22 protein-coding genes and 2 pseudogenes are annotated in these 25,126 nt (G+C 69.2%); 16 read left to right on the top strand and 8 right to left on the bottom strand.

Going from position 1 to position 25,126, the window contains the following annotated elements:
• Positions 1-7: 7 nt before the first annotated feature.
• From E8M80_RS19010 to E8M80_RS19000, 3 genes are read right to left on the bottom strand one after another with little or no spacing between them, the layout of a single operon-like run.
• A complete protein-coding gene (locus tag E8M80_RS19010) occupies positions 8-862 on the bottom strand; it encodes an ABC transporter permease (protein WP_137127296.1) in 855 nt (284 codons plus the stop codon).
• Positions 862-1,866, bottom strand: coding sequence for an ABC transporter permease (locus E8M80_RS19005; protein ID WP_137127295.1), 1,005 nt, complete (start codon positions 1,864-1,866; stop codon positions 862-864). The genes E8M80_RS19010 and E8M80_RS19005 overlap by 1 nt, the downstream gene beginning before the upstream one ends.
• Before the next feature lie 31 nt (positions 1,867-1,897).
• Positions 1,898-3,493: an ABC transporter substrate-binding protein gene (locus E8M80_RS19000; RefSeq protein WP_137127294.1), complete on the bottom strand. Its 1,596-nt coding sequence runs from the start codon at positions 3,491-3,493 to the stop codon at positions 1,898-1,900.
• A gap of 158 nt (positions 3,494-3,651) precedes the next feature.
• Between E8M80_RS19000 and E8M80_RS18995 the strand changes: the two genes are divergently transcribed.
• The 10 genes from E8M80_RS18995 to E8M80_RS18950 all read left to right on the top strand — a co-directional run bounded on the left by E8M80_RS18995 (position 3,652) and on the right by E8M80_RS18950 (position 15,477).
• Positions 3,652-4,692 carry a ketopantoate reductase family protein gene (locus E8M80_RS18995; RefSeq protein ID WP_137127293.1) on the top strand — a complete coding sequence of 347 codons (1,041 nt, stop codon included), beginning with the start codon at positions 3,652-3,654 and terminating at the stop codon, positions 4,690-4,692.
• Positions 4,693-4,695: 3 nt separating this feature from the next.
• Positions 4,696-5,442, top strand: coding sequence for an SDR family NAD(P)-dependent oxidoreductase (locus E8M80_RS18990; protein ID WP_137127292.1), 747 nt, complete (start codon positions 4,696-4,698; stop codon positions 5,440-5,442).
• 5 nt (positions 5,443-5,447) lie between these two features.
• Positions 5,448-7,490: a hydantoinase/oxoprolinase family protein gene (locus tag E8M80_RS18985; protein ID WP_137127291.1), complete on the top strand. Its 2,043-nt coding sequence runs from the start codon at positions 5,448-5,450 to the stop codon at positions 7,488-7,490.
• Entirely contained in the window at positions 7,487-9,448 is a 1,962-nt protein-coding gene (locus E8M80_RS18980) for a hydantoinase B/oxoprolinase family protein (RefSeq protein WP_137127290.1), read from the top strand. The genes E8M80_RS18985 and E8M80_RS18980 overlap by 4 nt, the downstream gene beginning before the upstream one ends.
• Before the next feature lie 11 nt (positions 9,449-9,459).
• Positions 9,460-10,233 (top strand): SDR family NAD(P)-dependent oxidoreductase, encoded by a 774-nt coding sequence (locus E8M80_RS18975; protein ID WP_137127289.1) that lies wholly within the window; start codon positions 9,460-9,462, stop codon positions 10,231-10,233.
• Between the two features lie 139 nt (positions 10,234-10,372).
• Positions 10,373-11,179: an ABC transporter ATP-binding protein gene (locus E8M80_RS18970; protein ID WP_137127288.1), complete on the top strand. Its 807-nt coding sequence runs from the start codon at positions 10,373-10,375 to the stop codon at positions 11,177-11,179.
• A gap of 2 nt (positions 11,180-11,181) precedes the next feature.
• Complete coding sequence (locus E8M80_RS18965) at positions 11,182-12,006, top strand: ABC transporter permease (RefSeq protein ID WP_137127287.1); 825 nt, start codon at positions 11,182-11,184, stop codon at positions 12,004-12,006.
• Entirely contained in the window at positions 11,976-13,166 is a 1,191-nt protein-coding gene (locus tag E8M80_RS18960; RefSeq protein WP_137127286.1) for an acyl-CoA dehydrogenase family protein, read from the top strand. The genes E8M80_RS18965 and E8M80_RS18960 overlap by 31 nt, the downstream gene beginning before the upstream one ends.
• Positions 13,163-14,032 carry an amidohydrolase family protein gene (locus tag E8M80_RS18955; protein WP_137127285.1) on the top strand — a complete coding sequence of 290 codons (870 nt, stop codon included), beginning with the start codon at positions 13,163-13,165 and terminating at the stop codon, positions 14,030-14,032. The genes E8M80_RS18960 and E8M80_RS18955 overlap by 4 nt, the downstream gene beginning before the upstream one ends.
• Positions 14,029-15,477, top strand: coding sequence for a class I adenylate-forming enzyme family protein (locus tag E8M80_RS18950; protein WP_137127284.1), 1,449 nt, complete (start codon positions 14,029-14,031; stop codon positions 15,475-15,477). Before E8M80_RS18955 ends, E8M80_RS18950 begins: the two co-directional genes overlap by 4 nt.
• Here the strand turns inward: E8M80_RS18950 and E8M80_RS18945 are convergent.
• Both E8M80_RS18945 and E8M80_RS18940 read right to left on the bottom strand, forming a co-directional pair.
• Complete coding sequence (locus E8M80_RS18945; protein WP_137127283.1) at positions 15,474-16,103, bottom strand: cysteine hydrolase family protein; 630 nt, start codon at positions 16,101-16,103, stop codon at positions 15,474-15,476. The two genes, E8M80_RS18950 and E8M80_RS18945, sit on opposite strands and share 4 nt — an antisense overlap.
• Positions 16,103-17,122, bottom strand: coding sequence for an ABC transporter substrate-binding protein (locus E8M80_RS18940; RefSeq protein WP_137127282.1), 1,020 nt, complete (start codon positions 17,120-17,122; stop codon positions 16,103-16,105). Before E8M80_RS18940 ends, E8M80_RS18945 begins: the two co-directional genes overlap by 1 nt.
• Positions 17,123-17,679: 557 nt before the next feature.
• On the opposite strand from E8M80_RS18940, the gene E8M80_RS18935 reads away from it, so the two are divergent.
• The 5 genes and pseudogenes from E8M80_RS18935 (at position 17,680) to E8M80_RS18915 (ending at position 21,536) form a co-directional block, all read left to right on the top strand.
• The gene (locus E8M80_RS18935; RefSeq protein WP_137127281.1) at positions 17,680-18,099 is read left to right on the top strand and encodes a hypothetical protein; all 420 of its coding nucleotides are present in this window, start codon (positions 17,680-17,682) and stop codon (positions 18,097-18,099) included.
• Positions 18,100-18,399: 300 nt separating this feature from the next.
• Positions 18,400-18,711, top strand: coding sequence for a hypothetical protein (locus tag E8M80_RS18930; RefSeq protein ID WP_137127280.1), 312 nt, complete (start codon positions 18,400-18,402; stop codon positions 18,709-18,711).
• 738 nt (positions 18,712-19,449) lie between these two features.
• Positions 19,450-20,868, top strand: a pseudogene (gene atpD, locus E8M80_RS18925) (F0F1 ATP synthase subunit beta).
• 36 nt (positions 20,869-20,904) lie between these two features.
• Positions 20,905-21,231, top strand: a complete 327-nt coding sequence (locus E8M80_RS18920; protein WP_206035673.1) for a F0F1 ATP synthase subunit epsilon — start codon at positions 20,905-20,907, stop codon at positions 21,229-21,231.
• On the top strand, positions 21,228-21,536 hold the full coding sequence (locus E8M80_RS18915) for an AtpZ/AtpI family protein (protein ID WP_137127279.1): 309 nt from the start codon (positions 21,228-21,230) through the stop codon (positions 21,534-21,536). Before E8M80_RS18920 ends, E8M80_RS18915 begins: the two co-directional genes overlap by 4 nt.
• A gap of 180 nt (positions 21,537-21,716) precedes the next feature.
• Here E8M80_RS18915 and E8M80_RS26715 read toward each other — a convergent pair.
• Positions 21,717-22,009: pseudogene (locus E8M80_RS26715) on the bottom strand (DDE-type integrase/transposase/recombinase); the annotation flags it as partial.
• Positions 22,010-22,352: 343 nt separating this feature from the next.
• Positions 22,353-22,760, bottom strand: a complete 408-nt coding sequence (locus tag E8M80_RS26075) for a hypothetical protein (RefSeq protein WP_170979503.1) — start codon at positions 22,758-22,760, stop codon at positions 22,353-22,355.
• A 313-nt stretch (positions 22,761-23,073) separates the two neighbouring features.
• Between E8M80_RS26075 and E8M80_RS26070 the strand changes: the two genes are divergently transcribed.
• Complete coding sequence (locus tag E8M80_RS26070) at positions 23,074-24,084, top strand: GGDEF domain-containing protein (protein WP_170979502.1); 1,011 nt, start codon at positions 23,074-23,076, stop codon at positions 24,082-24,084.
• A gap of 12 nt (positions 24,085-24,096) precedes the next feature.
• Here E8M80_RS26070 and E8M80_RS18905 read toward each other — a convergent pair whose 3' ends face one another.
• Complete coding sequence (locus tag E8M80_RS18905) at positions 24,097-25,119, bottom strand: succinylglutamate desuccinylase/aspartoacylase family protein (protein ID WP_137127277.1); 1,023 nt, start codon at positions 25,117-25,119, stop codon at positions 24,097-24,099.
• Positions 25,120-25,126: the final 7 nt, after the last annotated feature.

The following is a 25,126-nucleotide window of genomic DNA, read 5'->3' as shown; positions in this document are numbered from 1 at the left end:
GATCAGCTCACTTGTCATGCCGCGCCGCCCGTCGCAGGCGCGGGTCGAGCACGTCGCGAAGCCCGTCTCCCAGCAGGTTGAAACCCATCACGACCAGGAAGATGGCGAGACCCGGGAAGGCCGCATACCACCAGGCCATCGGCAGGAATTCCCGCGATTCCGCGATGGTGCGGCCCCATTCCGGCGTCGGGGGCGGCGGCCCCAGGCCGAGGAAGCCGAGCGTCGCCGCCGTCAGGATCGTGCCGCCCATGCCGATGGTGGTGCGCACGATGATGGATGAGGAGATGGAAGGCAGGATGTGGAGCACCATCACCCGCCAGGGCGAGCAGCCGAGCGCGATTGCCGCCTCGACGAAGGGTTCGTTCTTCATCGAGCGTGTCTCGGCGAAGACGAGGCGCGCCCAGAAGGGCCAGTAGGTGGCCGAGAGTGCCAGGATGACGTTCTCGATGGACGGGCCGAGCGTCTGCGCGATGGCGATGGCGAGGACGATCTGCGGTACGGCGAGGAAGATGTCGGACAGACGCATCAGAAGATCGCTGCCGAGGCCTTCATAGTAGCCGGCAACGAGGCCGATCGGCACGCCGATGATGACCGCGACCGTGATTGCGGTGACGGCGATGGTGATGGTGATACGCGCGCCGAAAAGCAGCCGGGAATAGATATCGCTGCCCATCCGGTCGGTGCCGAGCCAGTTCTCGGGATTCGGACCCGTCAGCCGCCGGGCGGTGTGGAACTCGGCGACGTCGGCGGGATGGGTCGAGAGCAGCGGCGCGAGAATCGCGGCAATCACCAGTGCCACGATCAGGAGGAGGCCGAGCAACGCGGCGCGATCCTCGGCCAGCTTGCGGAGAATGCGAAGCATCAGCGCGTCTCCCGCGGGTCGATCATGCCGTGCAGGATATCGACCACGAGGTTCACCACAATGAACATCGCGCCCACGATGACCGTGAACCCCATCACCGCGTTGTAGTCCGAGGAGAGGATGGAGTTGACCGCGAATGTGCCAAGGCCCGGCCAGTCGAACACCGCCTCCACCACCACGGCACCGGCGAGCAGGATGCCGAAGATCAAGCCGATCTGCGTGACCGTGCCGATCAGCGCGTTCCTGAGAACGTACTTCCAGATGACCAGGCGGCGCGGGTAGCCCATCGCGGTCTCGTAGAGAACGTAATTCGACTGCAGCGCGTTCAGCACACCGGCGCGGGTAAAGCGAACGATGGTCGCGGTGGCAGGGACCGCGAGCGTGATGACGGGCAGGATCAGGTGACGCAGAGCGTCAAGCAGGATCTCCATGTCCTGCAGAATGAGCGCATCGACGATGTAGAAGCCCGTGATCTGCTCGGGCCCCCAGCCCTCGATGCGCCCATGCAGCGGCGTAATGCCGAGGCGCATCGAGAAGGTGAGTTGGAGCAGGATGGCGAACCAGAAGCTCGCAATGGCGAGGCCGGCGATGGTGATCACACGCAGCGCGTGGTCGAGCCAGGAGTTACGCCGCAGTGCCGCGACCACGCCGAGCGGCACGCCCAACAGCGTCGCGAACACGACCGTGACGAGAGTGAGCTCGAGCGTAGCCGGAAGGCGGCTCATCAGGTCTTCGGCGACGGGGCGGCCGGTGTAGATGCTCCGTCCCATCTCCCCTTGAACGATCGATTCGAGATAGCGCCAGAACTGCACGTGCAACGGCTGGTCGAGGCCGAGGCGCGCGCGGATGGCCGCGATCGTCTCCGGCGTCGCGTTCTCCCCCGCGACGAAGGCCGCCGGGTCGGCCGGGATGACGTGAGAGATGAAGAAGACAATCGCGAGCAGTCCGAGCAGCGTGGGCGCGAACCACACGAGTCGGTTCAGCATGAGCACGAGCGTCTTCACGGTCCCTCGCCCCCAGGCCGGCGGGGATGGATCAGGTCAGGCTCAGCCACCGCATCTCCTGCCCGTCGCCGATCGGGCAGAAGCGCACGCCCTGTACGTTCTTCCGGAAGGGCCCGTACCACTTCGTGTTGTGGACGAAGAGCGCCGCGGCGTCCTCGCTCGTTATGCGGGCGACACGTTCGTAGAGCGGCGCGCGCTGCGCCTGGTCCGCGGTGGCGAGCGCCTGGGCGAGCAGCCTGTCCACCTCGGGGTTCGAGTAGTAACTCGCGTTGCCGCCGCGGTGGCGTTCGGACGCCAGAAGCTCGCCCGCCCAGTTGTGCGGGTCGGCGTAGTAGGTGCTGCGCCAAAGGAACAGCATGTCGTACATCTGCTCGGGGTCGCGCATCTTGTTCGACACGACCGGCCACGGCTCGTTGACCAGGCGGCTCTGGATGCCGGCACGTGTAAGGCCATTCTGCAGCAGCGCCGCGGCCTGCATCGACTGTTCGTAGCCGATCATCCCCGCAACGACGATCTCGCGCATCGGCGCCTGGACGCGCTGCAGGTACCACTTCGCCTTGTCGATGTCGAAGTTATAGCCGGCGACGTCGCGCGGCGCGCCCCACATCGGGTTAGGGATGACGTGCGCGTTGCGCACCACCGAACCGGAGAGGATGTTGTTGATCCAGCCCTCATAATCGAAGCAATGGCAGACTGCCTTGCGGAAGTTCGCATCCGTGAAGGGCGGGCGCTGGTTGTGCATGGTGGCGTAGAAGAGCCGCGTCGACTCCGCCTCCATCACGTTCATGTTTGCGTCGCCCTGCAGGCGAGTGATCTGGTCCTGCGGCATGTAGGGGTCGGTGCCCTGGAAGTCGCCTCGGATCAGGCCCAGGACGCGGCTGTTCACCTCGGCCACATAGCGGAAGTCGATCTCCTGCAGACCTGCCGGACCAAGGAAATGCTGGTCGAAGCGCTGCGCGAGGAAGCCACGGGCGGGGTCAAAGCGGCGCAGGATATAGGATCCGGAGCCCGCGTCGTTGCGGGCGATCCAATCCTGGCCCCAGTCGCCATTGCGCTCGTTCCGCCGCAACAGGGCGCTGTTCACGACGTAGATGTCGTGGGTGGTGGCCGCGAAGATCGCCGAGGCCGACTTCAGGTTGAACTCGACGGTCACGCGGTCCGCGGCCTTCGTCGTGCCCGGATCGATCAGCGTCGCGAAGAGCGGATAGGCCCCCTTCTTCACCGCGAGGATCCGTTCCATCGAATAGACGACGTCCTCGGCCGTCAGGTCGGTGCCGTCGTGAAACTTGATGCCCTGCCGCAGCCTGAAGGTATAGCGTCTGCCGTCATTGGTGACGGTGAAGCTCTCAGCCAGCCACGGCTCGAGCCTGGGCGGATTGCCGAGCCAGCGCATCAGGCCGTCGTAGAGGTTGAGGCGGTAGGCGACACGGCCGACATCGAAGGTCGCATGCGGATCCATCGTGTCAAAGGCGCTGCCGTTTGCGAAGACAATGCGTCCCCCGCCGCGCTGCGCCCGGGCTTCCCCGGGCAGACCCAGCGAACTGAGCGCGCCGGCAGCCACAGCAGCCTTCAAGGCGCTGCGTCGGCCGAGGGTCGTCGGCATGGCATCCCTGTCGTGCTCGCGCATCGCTCGGTCTCCCTTGTGCTTTCGGGCGAGACGCCCGACTGAGGCAACCCTGCGGAAGAATGCTGACGACCATCGCGCATGGTCGTCAAGTCGGCGCGGCGGGTTGTCGTCCGACGATCGCGCGCCTAGCGTCCGGGCCTGCACAGATCCGAGGCAGCATGCACGACGGTCCGATCCTGATCTGGGGCGCGGGGGCGATCGGAGGAACGATCGGCGCGTTCCTCCGCCGTGCCGGCCACGCCGTGACCTTCGTGGACCTCGTGGAGGAGCATGTCGCGGCGATCGCGGCAGGGCGGCTCGCGATCCGAGGTCCGGTGGCCGAGTTCGCCACGGGCGGGCCGGCATTCACGCCCGCGACGCTGCAGGGCAGCTTCCGCCGTGTGATCCTGGCGGTGAAGGCCCACCAGACGGAGGCCGCGGCGCGACAGATCGCGCCGCATCTTGCCCATGACGGCTGGGTGCTCTCGGCGCAGAATGGGCTCAACGAGCTTGTGTTGGCCGAGACCCTGGGACGGCAGCGCGTGATCGGCGCCTTCGTGAATTTCGGCGCGGACTGGCACGGGCCCGGGGACATCCTCTACGCCAATCGGGGCGCGGTGGTGGTTGGCGAGCTTGATGGCGCGAAGAGCGCGCGCATCACCGCGATCCATCGGCTGATGCAGGATTTCGACGCGGATGCGGTGCTGGCAGAGAACATCTTCGCCTATCTCTGGGGCAAGACCGGCTACGGCGCGTTGCTGAAGGCGAGCGCGCTGACGAACGAGACGATCGCCGACTTCATCGAGGCGCCGGAGTTGCGCCCTCTGCATCTTGCGCTGATCGGCGAAGTGATGGCGGTGGCGGCCGCGGAGAAGGTGCGGCCGATCGGGTTCAACGGATACGAACCGGATGCATTCGCGGCTGGCGACATGACCGCGATCGACGCCTCCATCGCAGCAATGGTGGCCTTCAACCGCAGCACGGCGAAGCCGCGGAGCGGGGTCTGGCGCGACCTCGCGGTCCGCAAGCGGCCGACGGATTCCGCGGCCCAACTCGCGCCGGTCCGGGCCGCGGCGTGCCGGCACGGCATCGCAACGCCGGTGCTGGAGCGGCTCGTCGTGCTGATCGGCATGGTGGAACGCGGCGAGCGGGAGATCGGCATGCCGCTGGCTCGGGAGTTGCTCGCTGCGGCGCAGGACGTTGAAGGTGCAGGAGGCTGAGGCATGAGCGGGAAGGTAGCCATCGTCACTGGCGGAGCGCGCGGGATCGGGCGCGGCTGCGCTCTCGAGTTGGCGCGGCGCGGCTTCGACATTGCCCTGGTGGACATGTTGCCGGCGGAGACGGCACGCACGATCGCCGAGATCGAGGCGATCGGCCGTCATGCCATGGGCGAGGAGGCGGACGTCGCCGAACACGCCCGCGCGAAGGCGGTCGTCGCCGCGGTGGTCGCGCGGTTCGGGCGCATAGATGTCCTGGTGAACAATGCGGGCCGCGGCAATCCGTCCGGCATCCTGGAGATCACGGAAGAGGCCTTCGACCGTACCATCGCGGTAAACCTGAAGTCCTGCTTCAACTATATCCAGGCGGTCGCGCCGGTCATGCTCGCGGGCGACGGCGGGCGGATCGTGTCCATGTCGTCGCTGAATGCGCATACCGGGGGCGTCACGAGCGCCGTGTCGAAATTCTCCTATGCGGCGGCGAAGGCCGGGATCATCGGCATGACACGGGCCCTCGCGAAGGAACTCGGCCCGACCATCGCGATCAACGCCGTCTGCCCCGGGATCATCGAGACGGAGGTCGGGAACTCGCTGACGAAATCGCGTGGTCCGGAGCTCGCGAAGAAAATTGTTCTGAACCGGCTCGGCACGCCGTCGGACGTGGCGCAGCTCGTCGCCTTCCTCGCGACGGCGGAGCCCTTCTTCATCACCGGACAGGCCTTCACCATCGACGGGTTCCAGTGGGAGATCTGAGGCGCATGTCCTATCGCGTCGGCGTCGATATCGGTGGCACCTTCGCCGATTTCTGCGTACTGGACGAGGCGACCGGAGCGCTCTTCACGCTGAAGGTCCTCACCACGCCGGACCGCCCGGGGGCGGAGGTGATTGCGGGGCTCGAGGCCGTGCAGCGGCGCTTCGGCATCGTGCCCGGCGAGATCGCCTGGTTCACCCATGGCACGACGATTGGCGTCAATGCCGTCATCCAGCGCAAGGGGATCCGACTGGCGCTTCTCGTCACCGAGAAGTTCCGCGACGTCCTGGAGGTGGCGCGGCTGAAGGTACCAGACCCCTACCATCTCTACTCTCGCCGGCCCGATCCCTTGGTGACGCGCGAACGGGTCCTGGAAGTGCGTGGGCGGATGCTCGCGGACGGGACGGAGGCGGAGCCGCTCGATGTCGCGAGCGTCGAGGCCGCGCTGCTGCGGGCGGAGGCGCTCGGGGCCGAGGGGATCGTGCTCGCGCTGCTGCATGCCTGGCGCAACCCGGCGCACGAGCACGCGGCAAGGGCCATCATCGCGGCGCGGCGGCCGGACCTGCCGGTCTATTGCTCGGCGGATGTCTGGCCCATCATCCGGGAGTATGAGCGGACCGTGACCGCCTGCGTGCATGGTCATGCGCAGCCGCCCGTGGCGCATTACCTCGGTTCCCTGCAGGTGGCGCTGCAGCAGGCCGGCGTTGCGGCCGAGGCAATGGTGACCAAGTCCAATGGCGGCGTGATGCGGGCGGAGCTCGGCAAGACGCGGTGCGTCGAGATGCTGCTCTCCGGCACCGCGGCGGGCGCGATTGGCGCGGCCTTCGTGGCGCGACAGGCTGGCGTGGCCCGCGCCATGAGCCTCGACATCGGGGGCACCAGCGCCGATGTCGCGGTCATCGTGGATGGCGCTCCGGGATACGGCAACGGGGAGCAGGTGGGCGACTTTCCCGTCTACATCCCGACGGTGGCGGTTTCCTCGATCGGGGATGGCGGCGGGTCGCTCGCAACCGTGGATGCGCTCGGACGGCTGACGGTGGGGCCCGAGAGCGCAGGCTCGACGCCGGGACCGGCCTGCTACGGGCGCGGCGGCACGCGCGCGACGATCACGGATGCGATGTGCGTGCTCGGCTGGATCGGGTACGGAGAACTCGGCTACGGCAGCGTGACGGTGCGGCGCGACCTGGCGGAGCAGGCCGTGGACGAGGTCGCGGCCTCGCTCGGCCGATCGCGCGAGGCGGCGGCGGAAGCGATCATCCGCGTCGCGGTCAGCGGCATGTACCGGGAGGTGAGCAAGCTCGCGGCGCGGCAGGGCGTGGATGCGCGCGATTTCTGCCTGCTGCCCTTCGGAGGGGCGGGACCGATGCTCGGCGCCTTTCTCGCGCGCGAACTCGGCATGCGGGAGATTCTGATCCCGACGGCGCCGGGCGTTCTCTCCGCACTCGGCGGGCTGATCGCCGAGATCCGCAACGACCTTCTCGAGACCGTCTATGCCGATCTCGACGCAGAGGCTCTGCCCAGGCTGCAGGCGAGCTTCGATCGGCTCGCGGCGGAAGCGCGGCGCTGGCTGTCCGATGAGCAGGGCTTCGCCGGCGATGCGCGGCTCATGCCGTCGGCGGACATGCGGTATCGCGGCCAGTCCTTCGAGATCGAGGTCGCGCTGAAGTCCGAATGGCTCGCGGCGGGTGATGTCCACGCCCTCGCCGGCGCCTTCCACGCTGAGCACGAGCGCATCTACGGCCATGCCGACCGGGATGCGCCGATCCAGGTCATCGCGGTGCGCATGGTCATCGCCGGCCGCGTGTCGGCGCCGCACTTCCCCGAGCAGGACCGCGCCGCGGTCGGTCCCGCGCCCGCAGGAGAGGTGACCGTCTTCTGCGACGGTGTGCAGCACCGCGCGCCGCTGTTCCGGCGCGACGCGCTGCGGCACGGCCACCGCATCGCCGGGCCCTGCGTCGTGGCGCAGGAGGATACGACGAGTTGCATCCCGCCCGGGTTGGCAGGCGAGGTGGACCGTTTCGGGAACCTGCGGCTGGGGGTCGTCGCATGAACATCGACCCCGTCACCCTGCAGATCCTCGCCAACCATGCGCAGGCTGCGGCCGAGAGCATGGCCTTCACCCTGTTCCGTACTGCGCATTCCACCTTCGTGAAGGAGACCGAGGACTTCACAACCGGTCTCACCACGCCCGACGGGCAAACCTTCGCCAGCCCGCGCGAACTCGGCGCGACCTGGTTCGTCGGACTGGACTACGGCCCCGTCATACGCGCGATCGCCGAATACGACGAAGGCGACGTGTGCATGACGAACGACCCCTACAGCGGCTTCGTCTGCACGCATTCCCCCGACATCCACCTCTGGAAGCCGATCTTCTGGGAGGGGGAGCTGGTCTGTTTCGCGGTCGGGCACATCCACAACACGGATGTGGGCGGCGCGGTGCCGGCCTCGCTGTCCCGCGCGCTGACCGAGGTTCATCAGGAAGGCATACGCTTCCCGCCCTGCAAGCTGGTCGACCGTGGCGTGCTGGACCAGCGGCTGCTCGACGTGATGCTGACGAATGTGCGCGCGCCAACGCAGAACTGGGGCGACCTGAAGGCGCAACTTGCCGCCGTGGCGACGGGCGAGCGCAAGGTCCACGAGATGATCCGCCGCTTCGGCATCGAGACCTTCCGCGCCGGCATCGCAGGACTGCTCGACCTCGGCGAGCGCCAGGCGCGGCGCGTGATCGGGCAGATCCCGGACGGCGACTACGCGTTCACGGACTACCTCGACGAGGACGCGCCGGACGGGCTGCCCTGCCGGCTGCACCTGACGATGCGCATCCGCGGAGAGGAGGCGGAACTCGACTTCACGGGGTCGGACCCGCAGCTCGCGTCATCGCTGAACATGCCGACCGGGGGCAATCCGCGGCACATCCTGCTGATGGTGGGGTGGAACTACGTCCTCTACACGCTCGACCCGACCGTGCTGCTGAACGGCGGGCTGATCCGGCCGGCAACCTGCATCGTGCCGGAAGGGACGGTGCTGAACCCGGCCTTCCCCGCCGCAGTCGGCATGCGATCCATGACCTGCATGCGGCTCCAGGGCGTGGTTATGGGCGCCTTCCAGCGCGCGCTGCCGGACCGGCTGCCGGCGGGGCCCGCGAGCGGCGGACCGATGACCAACGTGAACACGACCGACAACCGCACGGGGCGGCGCGTCATGGCGGCGATCGACCCGATCACGGGCGGCGCGGGCGGGTCGCCCTTCGGTGACGGCGCGGACGGCTCGGGCGCCAACAGCGGCTTCCTCAAGAACACGCCGGTCGAGATCAACGAGGCCGAGGTGCCGGTGCGCATCCTGCGCTACGGCCTCGAGCCGGATTCGGGCGGTGCGGGACTGCACCGCGGAGGGCTCGCGACGGTGCTGGAATTCCGCGTCCAGGCGCCGGGCACGGTGGTGACGGCGCGCAACCGCGACCGATCGCGCTTCCGCGCCTGGGGCGTGGCGGGCGGGCGGGCGGGCGCGCCGTCGGAGTTCTGGCGCAACCCGGGCACGGAGCGCGCGCAGAACCTCGGCAATACCGATGTCGTGACGCTCGACCCGGGTGATGTCGTCCGCATCGTCTGTTCCGGCGCCGCGGGCTGGGGGCCGCCGTGGCGCCGGCCGGTCAAGGCGGTGTTGGATGACCTCGATGCGGGTAAGATCAGCGCCGTGGCCGCCGCACGCGACTACGGCGTGGTGCCGGGCGACGAGGCGGCCACGGCGGCGCGGCGCGCGGCCATGGCTGCCCAGCCGGCACGTGGTTTCGACGCCGGGCCCGAACGCGATGCCTACGAGGCCGCCTGGACCGCGGCGAACTACGACGCGCTGACCGAGGCGCTGGCGCGCATACCCGTGCATTGGCGGCATTTCGCGAAGCGGCAAATCTTCGCTGCCGTTGCAGAGGATCGGGATTGCCGTGGCGACGGGACGGAGGTGCGGCGTGCCGTGGCGGCGCTCCACGCTGCGTTTCCGCAGATCGCGTGAGGGGTAACGACATGGCAGATCGCTTCGCGGGCAAGAAGGTGGTCGTCACCGGCGCGGCCGGCGTCTATGGCGCAGCGCTCTCAGCGGGCTTCGCAGCCGAGGGCGCGACGCTGCTGCTGACGGATTACGATGCCGGGCGCCTCGCCGCCGCGACGGCGGGGCTGCCGGCAGCACGGGTGGCGCTGCATCCCGCCGACCTGACCGCGGATGGCGGCATAGACGGGCTGGTCGCGGCAGCCTGCGTTGGAGGCGCGCCGGATGTGCTGGTGAACAACGCCGGCATCTATCCGTTCATCCCGCTGATGGAGGTAACCCCCGCGCAATACGACCGCATACTCGGCGTGAATGCGCGCGCGCCTTTCCGGCTCATGCAGGGCATCGGGGGCGCCATGGCCGAGGCGGGGCGCGGCGCGATCGTCAATGTCACTTCCGCCGCCGCCGAGGTGGTGCGCGGGAACGGCGTGCCCTATGGCGCGTCGAAGGTCGCGCTCGAGTACCTGACGCGCGCCTTCGCGCTGGAACTCGGGCCGCGTGGCGTACGGGTGAACAGCGCGCGGCCCGGCTTCGCGGAAGGCAGCGCAGAGGTCACGATGCCAACGGGCTATGCCGAAGCCATCCGGGCGCGGTCGCTGCTCGGCAGCATGGGGCCGCCGGCAGAATTCGCCCGCGTGGTGATGTGGCTTTGCTCGGACGAGGCAGCGCACGTCACCGGGTCGGTTCTCGACGCCGGCGGCGGCGGCCACATCAACCGGCGCGAAGGAGCGGCGACGCGAGCACGGAACTGAGCGCGCTGGGGTAGGCTGAACGGAGCCGCCCCGGCAGGCGCGCGACTGTGGCCGCGCCGAGGATCACGCTGCGACGCGCCTCGGGTGGACAGCTCCCTGGGTGCGCGCGATCATCGCCACCGCGTCACCGGGAGCATGCATGGTCGAGCCTGCGCACCCCGCCGTCGTCTTCCGCGCCGTCGAGAAGTGGTTCAGCACGCGCGATGCGCCGGTGCATGCGTTGGCCGCGACCGACCTCACGGTGTCGGAGGGCGAGTTCCTCGTCCTCCTCGGGCCCTCCGGCTGCGGAAAGACGACGATGCTGCGCATGATCGGCGGCCTCGTGGCTCCGACCTCGGGCGAGATCGCGGTCGAGGGGCGCGACCTCTGGCACAACGGGCAGCGCCAGGCGCAGACGCTGGCCGAGCTCGGCATGGTTTTCCAGGATGCTAACCTGTTCCCCTGGCTCTCGGTCGAACAGAACATCGCCTTGCCGCTCGAGCTCAAGGGCGTGCCGGCCGCCGAGCGGCTGGCGCGCGCGCGGGCGCTCACGCGGCTCGTCGGCATCCAGGGCTTCGAGGCGCGCTGGCCGCGAGAGTTGTCAGGCGGAATGCGCCAGCGGGCGGCGATCGCCCGTGCGCTCTCCTACGATCCGCGCATCCTGCTGATGGACGAGCCCTTCGGTGCGCTCGACGCCATGACGCGGGAGGCGATGAACCTGGAATTGCAACGCATCTGGCTCGAGACGCGCAAGACCGTGGTCCTCGTCACGCACTCGATAGCCGAGGCGGTTTTCCTCGGGGACCGGATCCTGCTGCTGTCCCCGCGGCCAGGGCGCGTGGACATGGCCCTCGAGGTGCCCTTCGCGCGGCCACGCGCGCCCGACCTGCAGTCGAGCGCGGAATTCCAGGCGATCGTTCTTCGGCTGCGCCACCGCCTGAACGACATGGCGCAGGACGGAGGCTGAACATGGACGGGCCCACCGAGACGCCACCCGCCACGCTCGGCCGGCGCCGCCTCACGATCGAAGCGGCGCTGCCGTGGATCACGACGCCCATCCTGCTCGGAATGCTGATCGGCCTCTGGGAGGCGTACATACACATCGGCGGCATCTCGCCGCTGATCCTGCCGCGGCCCGGCGCAGTGTGGCGCGCCTGGCTGGAGATGCTGGACGACCCACGCGCCTGGCACCACACCTGGATGACGGTCTACGCGACGCTTTCCGGCTTCGCCTACGCCACCGTCATCGGGGTCGGCCTCGGCGTGCTGATCGCGCGGCTGCGCTGGCTCGAACTCACGCTCAATCCCTTCATCGTGGCGACGCAGGTGATCCCGAAGGTGGCGCTGGTGCCGCTCTTCGTCCTGTGGTTCGGGTTCGGCATCACCTCCAAGGTGATCGTCGCGGCGGTGCTGGCGTTCTTCCCGATCCTGACCAACACAGCGCTCGGCGTGAAATCGATCGAGGAGGGCCACCGCGACGTCATGATGTCGCTGAACGCGACGCGCTGGCAGGTGTTCCGCCGGCTCGAATTCCCCTCGGCGCTGCCCTACATCATCACGGGGCTGGAGATCGGCATCGTGCTCGCAATCATCGGCTCGGTCGTCGGTGAATACCTCGGCGGCAATTCCGGCCTCGGCCACCTGCTGATCGCGCGGCTGAATGCCTTCGAGACCGACCAGATGTTCGCCGTGCTGATCCACATGTCGATGCTGGGTTTCCTCTTCTATTTCGCGATCGGCGCGCTGCGCCGGGCGCTGGTGCCATGGCACGCCTCGGCACGCCTGAGGGTATGACGGTGCAGGAGCCGACAGCGGAGGCGCGCCAGATCCTCGAAAGCGTCGATGCCTTCCTCGCGCGCCGGCTGCAGCCCGCCGAGATCCGACGCCGCGACGCGGGGCACGTACCACCCTACGACCTGCTGCCCGAGATGGGGCGCGCCGGCCTCCTTGCCCTAGCCGTGCCGGAAGCGGAGGGCGGCCTCGGCGCGGGCTGGCCCACGGTGGCACTGGTCCAGGAACGGCTCGGCCGGCATGCCTACATGGTCGCCTCGATCTTCAACCGCGTCGTCGGCTTCGGGCTGATGTCGGCGCTCGCTTATGGCAGCGCGGCGCAGCGCCGCCTGCTGCTGCCTCCGCTGATGGCCGGCGAGGCCTTCTGTGCGCTCGCCCTGACCGAACCACAGGCGGGCAGCGACGCCGCCGCAATCACGACCCGCGCCCGGCGCTCCGCCGGCGGCTGGCGGATCAGCGGGCGCAAGACCTGGATCAGCGACGCGCGCGGAGCGCGGTGGCTGATCCTGCCCGCCCACACCGGGCCGGAGCGAGAGGGCCGTCACGGCATCTCCCTGTTCCTGGTACCGACCGATGCCCCCGGCATCGCCATGACGGAACTGCCGAAGATCGGCAACAACTGCATGCCCTGCTTCGACATCGGTCTTGAGGAGGTGGAGGTGGGCGCGGATGCTCTGCTCGGCACGGAGGGCCGCGGCTTCGCGCAGCTGATGGCGACCCTGCACTACTCGCGCGCATCGATGGCCGCGACGGTGACGGGCGCAGCCGAGGCGGCATTCGACATTGCGCTGTCCCATGCGCGGCACCGCGTGCAGTTCGGCCGACCGGTCGGGCGCTTCCAGGCCATCGCCCATCGTCTCGCGGACATGCGGATGCGGGTGGATCTCTCGCACCTGCAGGTGCAGCACCTCGCGGCGCTCATCGCCGCAGGCGTGCCATGCCGACGCGAGGCGGCGCAGGCCAAGATCGTGGCGACGGAGACGCTGCGCGACGTCGCGGATGCGGGCATGCAGATCCTGGCCAGTGCGGGATACTCGGCCGAAGGCGACATGCAGCGACTGTGGCGGGATTCGCGCCTTTACACCTTCGGGGAAGGCACGAACGAGATCCTGCGCGACACCGTCGCGCGCGAGCTTGGCCTGATGGCGGAGGGAAAGCCGTGACCGGCAAGGGTGCGATCGACGCGGTGGTGAACATCTGGACGCCGGAGGCACTCGCCGGGCGCCCGGACCGCACCGGCTTCTACACCGGCAAGATGCGCGTCAAGCGCGAGATTTTCGAGGGCATGAGCCTCAAGGACATGCTCGCGCGGATGGACAACGCCGGGATCGACAAGGCGTTCCTGATCGCCGCCAAGGTCGGCCGGCTGGGTCATCCGGCCTGCTACCACGTGGACTACCGCCTCGTGGCGGATGCCGTGCAGGCGCATCCCGACCGCTTCTTCGGCATCGCGGGCGTCGACCCTACGGAGGGCATGCGCGGCGTGCGCGAATTCGCACGTGCCGTGACGGAATACGGCTTCATCGGCGCGCATTTCTATCCGCACTGGTTCGAGCTGCCGCCCGACCATGCGAGATGGTACCCGTTCTACGCGAAATGCACCGAGCTCGACGTGCCGGTACAGCTCCAGGTCGGGCAGTCGATGGTCTATGATCCATCCTATCCGCTGCGTTCGGTCGGGCGCCCGATCGCGCTCGATGCCGTCGCCTGCGACTTCCCCGAGCTCAAGCTCATCGGCATCCACGTCGGCATTCCCTGGACCGACGAGATGATCGCAATGGCCTGGAAGCACGCCAACGTGTTCATCGGCTCCGACGCGCACAGCCCAAGATACTGGCCGGACTCCTTCGTCCGCTACATCCGCAGCTACGGGCAGGACAAGGTGATCTTCGGCACCGACTTCCCGGTGCTGGACTTCGGCCGCACCATGGCGGAGATCGATGCGCTCGGCTTGTCGGAAGCGGTGCGCGAGAAGTTCCGGCGGACCAACGCCCTGCGCATCTACAAGCTGGACGGCACCGGCGCATGAACCTGGCCGATGCACTCGACATCCACGCGCGTGCGCGACCGACGCATCCGGCGCTGATAGACGGCACGCTTCGAATGACGCATGCGGAATTCGCGGGCCGCGTCCGCCGCATGGCGGCCTGGCTGCAGGAGCTGGGCCTTCCCGCCGAAGATCCCGTGGGGATCTGCCTGCGCGACACGGCGGAACATGTCGTCGCGCTGTACGCCGTGGCGCGGTCGGGCCGCGCGATCCTGCCCATGGATGCGCGCTGGACGGTGGAGGAGCAGCGCAACATCGCGCATCACTTCGGTGCTTCGCTCGTGCTGCTGGAGGCGGACATGCCGCCGTTGCCGGGCCTGCGCTGCTCCGCGCCTCGGGAGGCTTCCGCGGTTGATGCGGCGGCAGCACGCTTCGCCAGCGACGCCGAGGCGCCATTCGTGCTCTCGCTCTCATCCGGCACGACGGGGCGGCCGAAGGGGCCGCTCATCGCGCACCGGCATTTCCTGGCACGGTTCCGGACGCATTGGATCAACCTCGGCCTCAACGGGCGCGACAGGTTCGTCTGCGCAACGCCGCTCTATTTCGGCGGTGGGCGGACCTTCGCCATGTCGGTGCTCTTCTCCGGCGGGACGCTCATCCTGAAGCCACCGCCCTGCACGCCGGAGGAACTGGTCGCATGCGTCGCGGCCGAGCGCGCCACCAGCCTTTTCCTTGTGCCGACGCAGTTCCGTCGGCTGTTGGCACTCGACGACGATGCGCTCGTGCCACTGCGGGGCCTGAACCTGCTGTTCTCCTCCGGGGCGCCGCTCTCGGCGGAGGAGCGCCGCATCATCCGGGATCGCATGTGCCCGCGCTTCTTCGAGTACTACGCCTCGACCGAAGGCGGCGGCGTCTCGCTCCTGACCCCCGATGACATCGCGACACATGCCGAGACCGTGGGGCGCCCCGTCTTCGCCGTCGAGGTCGAGGTGGTGGATGCCGCGGACCAGCCGCTACCGCCGGGCGAGACCGGCCTCCTGCGCTATCGCGGGCCGGCCTGCGCGACCTCCTACCATCGGGACCCGGAGGCCTCGGCCGAGGCATTCCGGGACGGCTGGTTCTATCCCGGCGACCTCGCCTCGCTCAACGCCGAGGGCTTCGTGACGCTGCGCGGTCGGCACAAGGACATGATCATCCGCGGCGGCATCAACATCCACCCCGCCGACATCGAGGCTGCGCTGAACGCGCATCCGGATGTCGCGGAAAGTGCCGCGGTCGGCTGGTCGTCGCCTGAATTCGGGGAGGAGATCGCGGTCTTCGTCCGCCTGGTGGGGCCTGCCGATCAGGCGGCGCTGCTGGCCTTCGCGCGGTCACGCCTGCCGCGACCGAAATGGCCGCGCGCGGTCTTCGTCGTGGACGACCTGCCCCGCAACAGCGCCGGCAAGGTGCTGAAGCGCGACCTCGCCATGCGGCTGCCGAGGCTCTAGGCGAGCGGAAACAGCGCCTCGCCCGATGCCATGGCGTCGGTTGCGTGGTTAGCGCCGATGACGCGGGCGAAGCCGAACGCCATCGCGCGCAGCGATGCCTCATGCCGCTCCGCGTCGAAGTCGGCCACCGCCTCGCGCACGACGAAGGTGCGGATGTCGCGCTGCGCGGCATCGCGCACGCTGCTCTCGACGCACATGGAGGTCGTGACGCCGCCCACCATAAGGGCACGGATGCCGCGCGCGGCGAGCGCAATGTCGAGGACCGTGCCGAAAAAGGCCGAATAGCGCGGCTTGTCCAGCACGAAGTCGGCCGGCTCGACGCCCGCCTCCGCGGGGATCTCCACGTCAGCGCTGCCCTTTGCGAGCGCGCGTATCTCGCCGAGGCGGGGCCGCAGTTCCGTCGTGAGCAGCCCTCCATCCGCATGGTCCGCCCGCAGCACGTGGCGCGTCCAGATCACGGGCATGCCGACTGCGCGGGCAGCGTGCGCCAGCGCGTAGCAATGCCGCGCCGCCTCAGTGCAGGCCGAAACGTCGCGGCCCTGCGCGGCGACGAATCCCTCCGGATGCAGGAAGCCTCGCTGCAGGTCCACGAGCAGCAGCGCAGCCTCCCCACGCCGGAAGCGCATCAGCCGAGCGCACGGGCAACGAGGTCGTTGGTGTAGAGCGCGTCCGCGCGCCCATCGGCAGGGGCAAATCCGGCGGCCGCCATCAACTCATAGCCGCGCTGCCAGCGCTCCGGCACGTTGCGAAGGATGTTCTCGCGCCCCGCGGTCAGCCAGAACTGCATCTCGTTGCGCAGGATCAGCGGCGCGAGTGTGGCGTTGCGCATCTCAGCGATCTCGAAGCCGCGCAGGTTGGCCAGCGTCCGGGACAGATCGCCATCCGCCAGCATGTCGTCGAGCGAGCGCTTCACCGCGCGCAGGAAGCGCACAACCATGTCGGAGTTCTGTTCGAGCGTCGATCGTCGCGCGATGTAGCATTGACCCGGGATCGGCGCGACGGTGTCGGTGTTCCAGGCGATGTGCGGCGTGTTCGCGGCCCGCAGGGCGACGGGCACGCCGGCCGAGACGATATAGGCGTCCATCCGCCCCTGCTCGACCAGTTGCAGCCCAGCCGGGGAGTTCGGTGCCACCTGTCGCGCGACGCGCCCGCGATCCACGCCGCGCGCCTGGAGCATGACGTCGAGCACGATCTCCGTCGCGCCCCCCACGGAGAGCACGCCGATCGTCTTGCCCGCCATCTCCTCCGGCGTGCGGATCGGCTTGCCGGCCGGGCTGACGACGTAGAAGGGCGAACCCTGGCTGATCGTGCCGACGGCCACGAGCTCGTTGCCGCCGGGACGCGAGGAGGCGCGGATATGATCACCAACGCCGGTGCGGGAGAGCAGCGCGCCACCGCCGACGATCTGCTGCACCGCCATGGCCGAGCCGCGACCCTGCTCGATCGTCACGTCGAGGCCTTCGCGTTCGAAGTAGCCGCCGCCCTTCGCGTGCAGCACGTCCACGAAGGCCAGGATGTAGGAGAAGGGCGTGACGAAGGTCATGGCGCGGGTGGCCTGCGCGCGGGCGTCACGCGTGGTGATGGCGACGAGGCCGGCGCCGCCGAGCGACAGGGTGGCGCGGCGGCTGGCGGTCGATCCGGTCATGGGGCCCAGCTCTCTCTCGTGTCGTGGCGCCACGAGTGAAACCGCGCCACCCCCCGGCGTCAATGCGCACCAACAGCCGGTTCCCGATTGAGCGCCGCCGCACGGTCATCTGTCTGCAGCCCCGCCGGGGACGCCGGCTTCGCGAAGCGATCGCCTGCGCCCGCCGTGTCCGCTGCTCCATCGTCGGCGCGATGACGCCGCGCGCGGCACACCACGTGGCGAGCGTCCACATACCCGCGCCGTTTGCGCCGGCGACGGTCAAGATCTGCTCCGCCTCGATCGTCAGGTCGATGCCGGCCTGGATGTCGACCGGCCCGTGCGGGTTGCGTCCTTCGCCTGGCTTCGTTGCGACGGGGCTGCCGACTGGCCGGGGCGCTTTCTGCTGGGCGGCCTGGGTCCCGTTTGCCTTCCTTCCCCGCGCCGAGAGGCAATGACATTGTCAACGAACAGCCCCGAGGTCGAAACCGCGCCGTCACCAGCGGGGCGACATGCGTGCCGGGCACCGGGCGATTGGTACGACGGTTTCGCCGAAGTCTTCGCTTCGGTAGAAGCCGGCAATGGACAACAGCACGGCGACCAGGCCCTACAGCAAGCTGAAGGGCGATGCCTATCGGGCGTATGAGGAACTGCCGGGCGAGGTGCGCCGGGCTCTGCAGGAATCCCTGGTGGACTGGTGCCCCTTGCGTGCCCGCCAATGGCACATTCACCTGCTGTGCGAACAGCGATTGCGGCCGGCCCAGGCGACCTTCCTGCTCGTTCAGACGATCCGCCGGCACGATCACGCGGAAGTCGCCGCCTTCGCGAGGACATGGCCGAAAGGCCCGAAGTCCTATCCGCACCTCGCGGCCGGCGCGACGCTCCAGCGGTATGTCGGGACGGGCGGCATCCCCGCAGCCGAGCCCATTCTCGTCACTCCGAGGGCAAAGCGCTCCAAGGCACCGGTCAAGCGCAAGGCAGGCCGCCGCACCCGACGCTGACCGATGGCCGGCAGCGACCTGGTCCCCACGCGTCTTCGTTTCACGGCATCGATGCGCACCGCCGGCCCTGCACCTGAGGCTCGGAAAACTATGGATAGGCGCGGTTCTGGGTCGGCGCCCGTTCACACCGCCCGCCTCTCGAGCGCGACCTGGCTATCGTCGCCGCCCGTCGGGTCGCGCACGGTTGTGCGGGTCGCTCCGCCGACATGCATCACTGATGCTTCGCTCTCGGTACCTTGTGGCAGGCTTGCCGCCAGGGTGAACAAGCCATTCCCACCGAGGGACGGGACACTGGTACCCATGACCGCCTCCGCTGCGATGGCGGCAGTCCTGGTCGACACGGATCGTGTCGGCATGGACACCGCTCGCGTATACGCGGACACGTGGCAAGATGTCCTCGACGTCGAGGCTCATGCGCAGCGCCGGGGCAGCAGCTTCGAGCCCTTTGGCATCGGGGCCGGCTCCCACGCTCATGTTGACGGCGGGCCGCGCCCCAATGGCGTGAAGTTCTTGCGCCGCTCACGCGTGATGGTGCTTGCCTGGTGCGACGCGGCCGATGATCGGGTATGCGAGACGGCCTGCGGCATCGCCAAACGCAGAGACGCATCCTAACGCGCCCGACCGGAGGCGGGACCGATCCGCCTGTGTCCCGACCGCCTGCGTTTGGTCGCGGCACTGCCCCGGGCGGGTCCGCGCGCCGCAATATCCTCGGCAAGCCGCAACGCGGCGGAGGTGCTGCGGAGCGCCAGGGGCCATCGGGTGTTCGCCGTCCGTATCGACGGAACCAGCGTCGCGGCGGGAGGGCTCGGCTGCCCGTTCTGCCGCGACATGAAGCCTCGGGATGTCGGGCACGACGCAGTTCGGACCTCGCGCGGCTCGACGCCGAGCCGCATCCTCCAGTCCCGGGTCCGGGCGCGGACTGAACGGCCGCGGTCCTGACGGCCCTTCCGGCGCGCGCCGGACAGCGACGTCCAGGGCGGCATGACGCGGGAAGGCATCCAAGTCGGCGTCATGGCCGGGACGGCGGACCTCATGCAGTGGTGCCACGAGGGGATCGACATGCGGGCCAACACATGGCCTTTCGCCCTCTCCATGCCGGCAACGCTCGACGGCATACACGCCCGGCTGCACGATCGACGCCAGGCACCCGGCATCCCGGTGGACCACGAAGTGCCGCGCGTCAGCGGCCTGCCCTTCACGGCGGGGGCGGCTCGCCGTCGCCAACCGACACCGCGACCGCGAGGTCGCGCCGGGCGAGACCCACGAGTTCCTGCCACCGAGGCCTAAGGACCGCAACCGCGTCGAGAGCCGCACGTGCTCGCGTACCGGTCGCGCCGCGGCTTTCGCGTCGTGACCGCCCAGCCGTCATGCGCCGGGGACGGGCGCATCGTCGCCATCCGCGGCTCCGTCGTGGACGCGGCGTTCGTATCCGCCCCGCCACCGATCAAGCGGATGCTGCGCACCGGCGAGGATGGCACATCCTCATCGAAGTCGCGGGGCTGCTCGGCCCGCATCGTGTCCGGGGCCTGGCGCTCAAGGCCAGCGACGGGCTGGCACTTCGCATGGCGGTCGAGGATTCGGGGCAGATGGTGACGGTCGCGGTGTGCGAGGCGCTGCTCGGGCGGATGCTCGACATGTTCGGCAATGCCATCGACGACGGGCTGCCGCTCGACGGCCTCGAGCGACGCAGAATCCACCGTGCGCCGCCGCCGCTGTCCGCGCACGACGTGCGATCGGATATCTTGCAGACCGGCATCGAGGCGATCGACCTGCTCTGCCCGCTCGAACGCGGCGGCAAGGCCGGGCTGTTCGGCGGGGCCAGCGTCGGCAAGACGGTGCTGATCATCGAACTGATCCACAACATGGTCGGTCGCTACAAGGGTATCGGCCTGTTCTGCGGCATCGGTGAACGATGCCGCGAGGCCGAGGAATTGTATCGGGAGATGATGGCGACCGGTGTCCTCGAGCGCACGATGATGCTGTTCGGGCAGATGGACGAGTCCCCCGGGATCCACTTCCGGGCCGGACACAGCGCGCTGACCATCGCCGAGTACTTCCGCGACGACCTGCAGCAGGACGTGCTGATGCTGATCGACAACATCTTCCGCTTCGTCCAGGCGGGCGCGGAGGTCTCCGGACTGCTCGGCAGGATTCCCTCGCGGGTGGACTACCAGCCAACGCTCGGCACCGAACGCGCCGCGCTGGAGGAGCGCATCGCGAGCACCCGCCCGGGCGCCACCTCCTCGATACAGGCCGTCTACGTTCCGGCCGACGACTTCACCGATCCGGCGGCGACACACACCTTCGCCCATCTGTCGACGTAGATCGTGCTGTCGCGAAAGGGGGCAAGCGGGCGAGCCAAGGCCTCTACCCGGCGATAGATCCGTTGCAATCCGGCTCGACGATGCTGACACCGTCGGTCGTCGCGACGCGCCACTACCGGGTCGCGCGCGACCTGCGGCATGCGCTGGCGGAGTGCGCGGAACTGCGCGACATCATCGCGATGCGCGGCCTCGAGGAGCTGTCGGAGGCCGATCGCGCGAGACGGTCGCCACGGCGCGGCGGCTGGAGCGCTTCCTGACGCAGCCCTTCTTCAGCACGGAGTCCTTCACCGGTTAGAAAGGGGCGAAAGTCCCCCTCGAAGCGACGCTCGACGGATGCGAACGCATCCTGTGCGGCGAGCTCAACGGACGGCCGGAGCGCTCGTTCTGCATGATTGGCGCGATCGGCGCGGCCCTGCGGGGGGGGGCGGAGGAGGGCGCGCCATGAGACTCAAGGTCATGCTGCCGACCGGGATCCTCGTGGATGCGGAGATCCGGCGCCTTCGGCCTGCTGCCGCGCCATGTCGATTTCGTCACCGCGCTCGTGCCGGGCATCCTGATCCACGAGGCCATGCAGGGATCGGAGCGATACCTCGGCGTGGACGAAGGCATCCTGGTGAAGCTGCGCCACGAGGTCCTGGTGTCCACCCACGACGCGGTCGCAGGCGACCACCTGGAGGAGTTGCGTGGCCGCGTGCGCAGCACCTTCATCGACCTCGGCAAGCACGAGCGCGCGGCGCGAACCTCCCTCGCGCGCCTCGAGGCCGGAATCGCCTGCCGCATGCTGGGTTTGCGCGAAACCGGCCCATGACCCGGGAGACACCGCCAGGCCCTGGATGGGACGACCGGCTGTCGGAGCAGGTCGGCCGCAAGGCGACGCGCAAGCTCAAGGCCCGCAGCGGACGCCGCCATGTCGCCTGGCTCGGCCTCGGCGTGTTCGGGCTCATCGGCTGGTCCATCGCGGTGCCGGTCATCCTCGGCGTCGTCATCGGGCGGAGGATGGACGCCTGGGTGGAAGGACGGGCCAGTTGGAAGCTGGTGATGCCTTTCGCCGGGCTCGTCTTGGGATGCATCAATGCCTGGTACTGGACGACGCGGGAGGCTCGCGACGCATGAGGCCGCGGACGAGGCGCCGGGAGGAGGGAACGACCCTGCGATGGACATGACCGTGCATGGGTTCGGCCTCGCCGTCGTGCTGGGCCTGCTTCGGGGGGCAGGCTGCATGGCGGCGCTGTGGGCGTCGGTGCGGCGCTTGGCGCGCTCTGACCACCCAGTCACCACTCTGCTGGCGGGGGCGCTGCGGACGGAGGGCTCGATGCCGGCCTTGGCCAGACACCCGGCGGAGTGGATGGAAACGTACTGGGTAGGGTCGCGAGGCCGCCGCGATGCATCGGGCGGCGTTCGTGCAGGGCCTGTTCCAGCGCATCCAGCACGAAGCCTGTGTGTGCGGCCCGCGACACGTGCCAGCCGACAATCCGCCGCGCCTAGGGGTCGATGATGAAGGCGACGTAGGCGAAGCCCGGCCAGGTCGCGACATGGGTGAAGCCGGAAACCCACAGGGCGTCCGGGCGCGATGCCTTGAACTGCCGCCAAGCCTTGCACACGCAGTAGGCGCGGAAGGTCTCCTCGAACACACGCGCGATCTCGGGCACCAGCGGAAGGGCGTGGGGCCTGTCATCCGGGTGATCGCAGGTGAAACCCCGCCGCAGGCCTGCGGCAGCGCCGCCAGCGGAGCGGGCCGATGACGAGCCTCGTGTGCCGGGCGCACGCGAGGCATCCGGACGATCTCGCGCGCATCAGGAGCACCAGACAGTGCAGGAAGCCCCCCTCCAGGCCCGGTTCCATCTTCCGGCGCCGCCGAAGACCGAGACCCGGCCCTGCGCGCCGCAGGCCGATCCGCCGCGCGCTCCGCCGGCTGACGGCCGCCAGCGCTCAGGGCGCGGGGTGCGCCGCGATGAAGGCGTCGAGGGCAGCATTCAGCATGGATTGCGGATGCCGTGCGCAATGATCGTCGAGCCACGCGGTCGTCTGATCCACGTCGCCATGCCTCAGCGGGTCGAGCGCGTCGCCGTGGCGCGCTGCACCGCTAAGGTAGCCTATGGCCCAGGCGACCGCTTCCAGCGCCTGCGTCCGCTGCCGCAGGGAGAACAGGCTTTCGCGCGCGGACGCATGCTCGGTCCAAGCCGCGCAGGTCATTCCTGCGCCGACGCCGCGCAGCACGAATTCCCGCGCCCTCGGCGCGTCCTGCGCGCGCGCCGGCAAGGGCGGCAGCAGACAGGATGCGACCAGAAGCGCCGACACGGCCTTGCCGATCGCCGCCGCCCCGCCGATGGCCGTCACGGACGCGCCTCGACCCGGGCGGCAATTGGATTTCTTCGCGCGCATCCTCGACATCGGACCAGATCCTTCCCGGCGGAAGTCGCCACGCGGGCGGCCGCCCCACGGGTTCCCGCGTGATCCTGCACGTCCATGCCCGGTCAGCGGAAGACCCCCTCGGTCGGCCGCGCGGGCCGATCCCCGCACGCAACGAAAGTTCGCCCCCTGGCTGGCCGCGGCATCGAACCGCACATCCAACGATCAACTTTCGATTCATGCCCTTTCAGTCAAATTCGCGCGGCCGGACCGGTGGGAGGCAGGGATGCAGCATGACGACTTGGCCGCAGCGACGGCCCATGGCGAAGCGGCGGCGGGGTCCATGCGCCGCTTCGGCCTGCCACCGACGCCGCTCAACTACACGATCTGGTACGAGTTCCACGCGGGCCGCAACCTCGGGCTCACGCGGGCGCTTTCGGTCGCGCTGTCGAACCGGCGCAGCATCAACAGCATCATGATGGCGGAGTTGCACGACCTCTTCTTCACCATCGCTCCCGAGCGCGAGGCGGCGCGGGAGGCCCGCGCCACGCTGCGCGAGGCCGCCGGTCGCATCCTCGAAGCCGGTGCGGACGCCCAGCGCTATGGCGAGACGCTGAGCGAGGTGGCCGAGACTATGGACGAGGGCACCGTGGGCCTCACCAGCCTCATCACGCGGCTCGCGTCCGAGACGGCGACGCTGTCGGCGAAGTCCGCGCGGCTCGGCCTCGAGCTGAACGCCTCGGGCGATCGGATCGTGGCGCTCGAGAAACAGCTCGCCGCCGCGCAGCAGGTGTCGATGACCGATCCGCTGACCGCCCTGCCCAACCGCCGCGCCTTCGACGCCATGATCCTCGAGCACGCCGGGCAGGCGATGAACAGCGGCCGCGACCTCTGCCTGCTCATGATCGACATCGACCACTTCAAGCGCGTGAACGACGTGTGGGGCCATATCGTGGGCGATGCCGTGATCCGCCTTGTCGCGGCGACCATCGCGCAGCATGCGCCGGAGCAGGCGCGCGCCGCGCGCTACGGCGGCGAGGAATTCGCGATGCTGTTGCCCGCCACCTCGCTCCACCACGCGCGGATTCGTGGCGAGACGGTCCGCACGGCACTCGCCGCACGGCGTTTGAGCCTGCGCGCCAATGCCGAGCCGATCGGAAGCGTCACCGTCTCGATCGGCGCCGCGCGCTACGAACCCGGCGAGCCGATCGGTGCCTGGATCGAGCGCGCCGATGCGGCGCTCTACCGCGCCAAGCAGCAGGGTCGGAACCGCGTCGTCACGCTCGTGGCGGCGCCGATCATCGCCGACTGACGGCCGGCATCCTCAGACTGCAAGGTCCTGCGCGAGATGGAACAGGCAGTCGCCGCGCTTCGTGCGCGCGGGGATGCGCTTGCACATGACGATTCCGCCGGCACGGAAGGCGATCTCGACCGGCGGCAGCCAAGGGCTTTCGGGCATGTGGATGCGCGCGGCCGGCGTGCCCGGCTCGACCGTGTCGCCGAGGTCCACCAGCGGCTCGAACACGCCGTTCTCCGGCGCATAGACGTACATCTCGGGCCCGCGAACATCGAGGAAGCGGGTGGCCACCGGTGGCTCCACCCAGTGTTCCTGCCCCAGGATGCCGAGATGGACGAGAAGGTTGCGCAGCCCGCGCTCCGCGATCGCCAGGCCCGACGCATTCACCGCCCCTGCGCCGCCGAGCTCGGTGCCGAGAGCGATCCGTCCGCGCCGCTCGGCACCGGCGCCGAGCGTCTGGTCGCCGCCCTGCCCCTGCGCGCCCCCCTGGATGTAGGTATAGGGGGCGCCGAAGGCACGCAGCGCCGCCAGTTGCTTCGCATAGAGCGCCGGATCGGCCGACTGCTTCGCCAGCGCCGTCGGGATATAGTTCAGCGATGACCCGCCCGAATGCAGGTCGATCACGAGGTCGGCGAGCGGGATCAGCTCGCTGTCGATGTAGTGGGCGATCTGGCGCGTGACGGTGCCGTCCGGGTCGCCGGGAAAGATGCGGTTCATGTTGAGGTCGTCGATCGGCGAGACCCGCCGCCCGGCCAGCGCGGCGGGATAGTTCGCCATCGGCAGGATGATGACGCGTCCGCGGATCATGGACGGGTCGAGCCACTTGATCAGGTTCGTGAGCGCGACCTGGCCCTCGTATTCGTCGCCATGATTGCCGGAGGAGAAGAAGGCGGTCGGCCCCTCCCCGTTCTTCACCACCGCGATCGGGATGGGCAGGAAGCCGTAGGCGGAGTCATGCGTCGAGTGGAACAGGCGGAGGAAGCCGGTCTGCTTGCCGTCGCGGGCGTAGTCGACTTCCGGAATCAGGCGCGACTTACGGGGCTCTGGCATGGCGGTC

This window comes from Roseomonas sp. HF4, from assembly GCF_005222755.1.
Lineage (GTDB): Bacteria > Pseudomonadota > Alphaproteobacteria > Acetobacterales > Acetobacteraceae > Neoroseomonas.
This window is presented reverse-complemented; position numbering and strand designations above follow the sequence as displayed.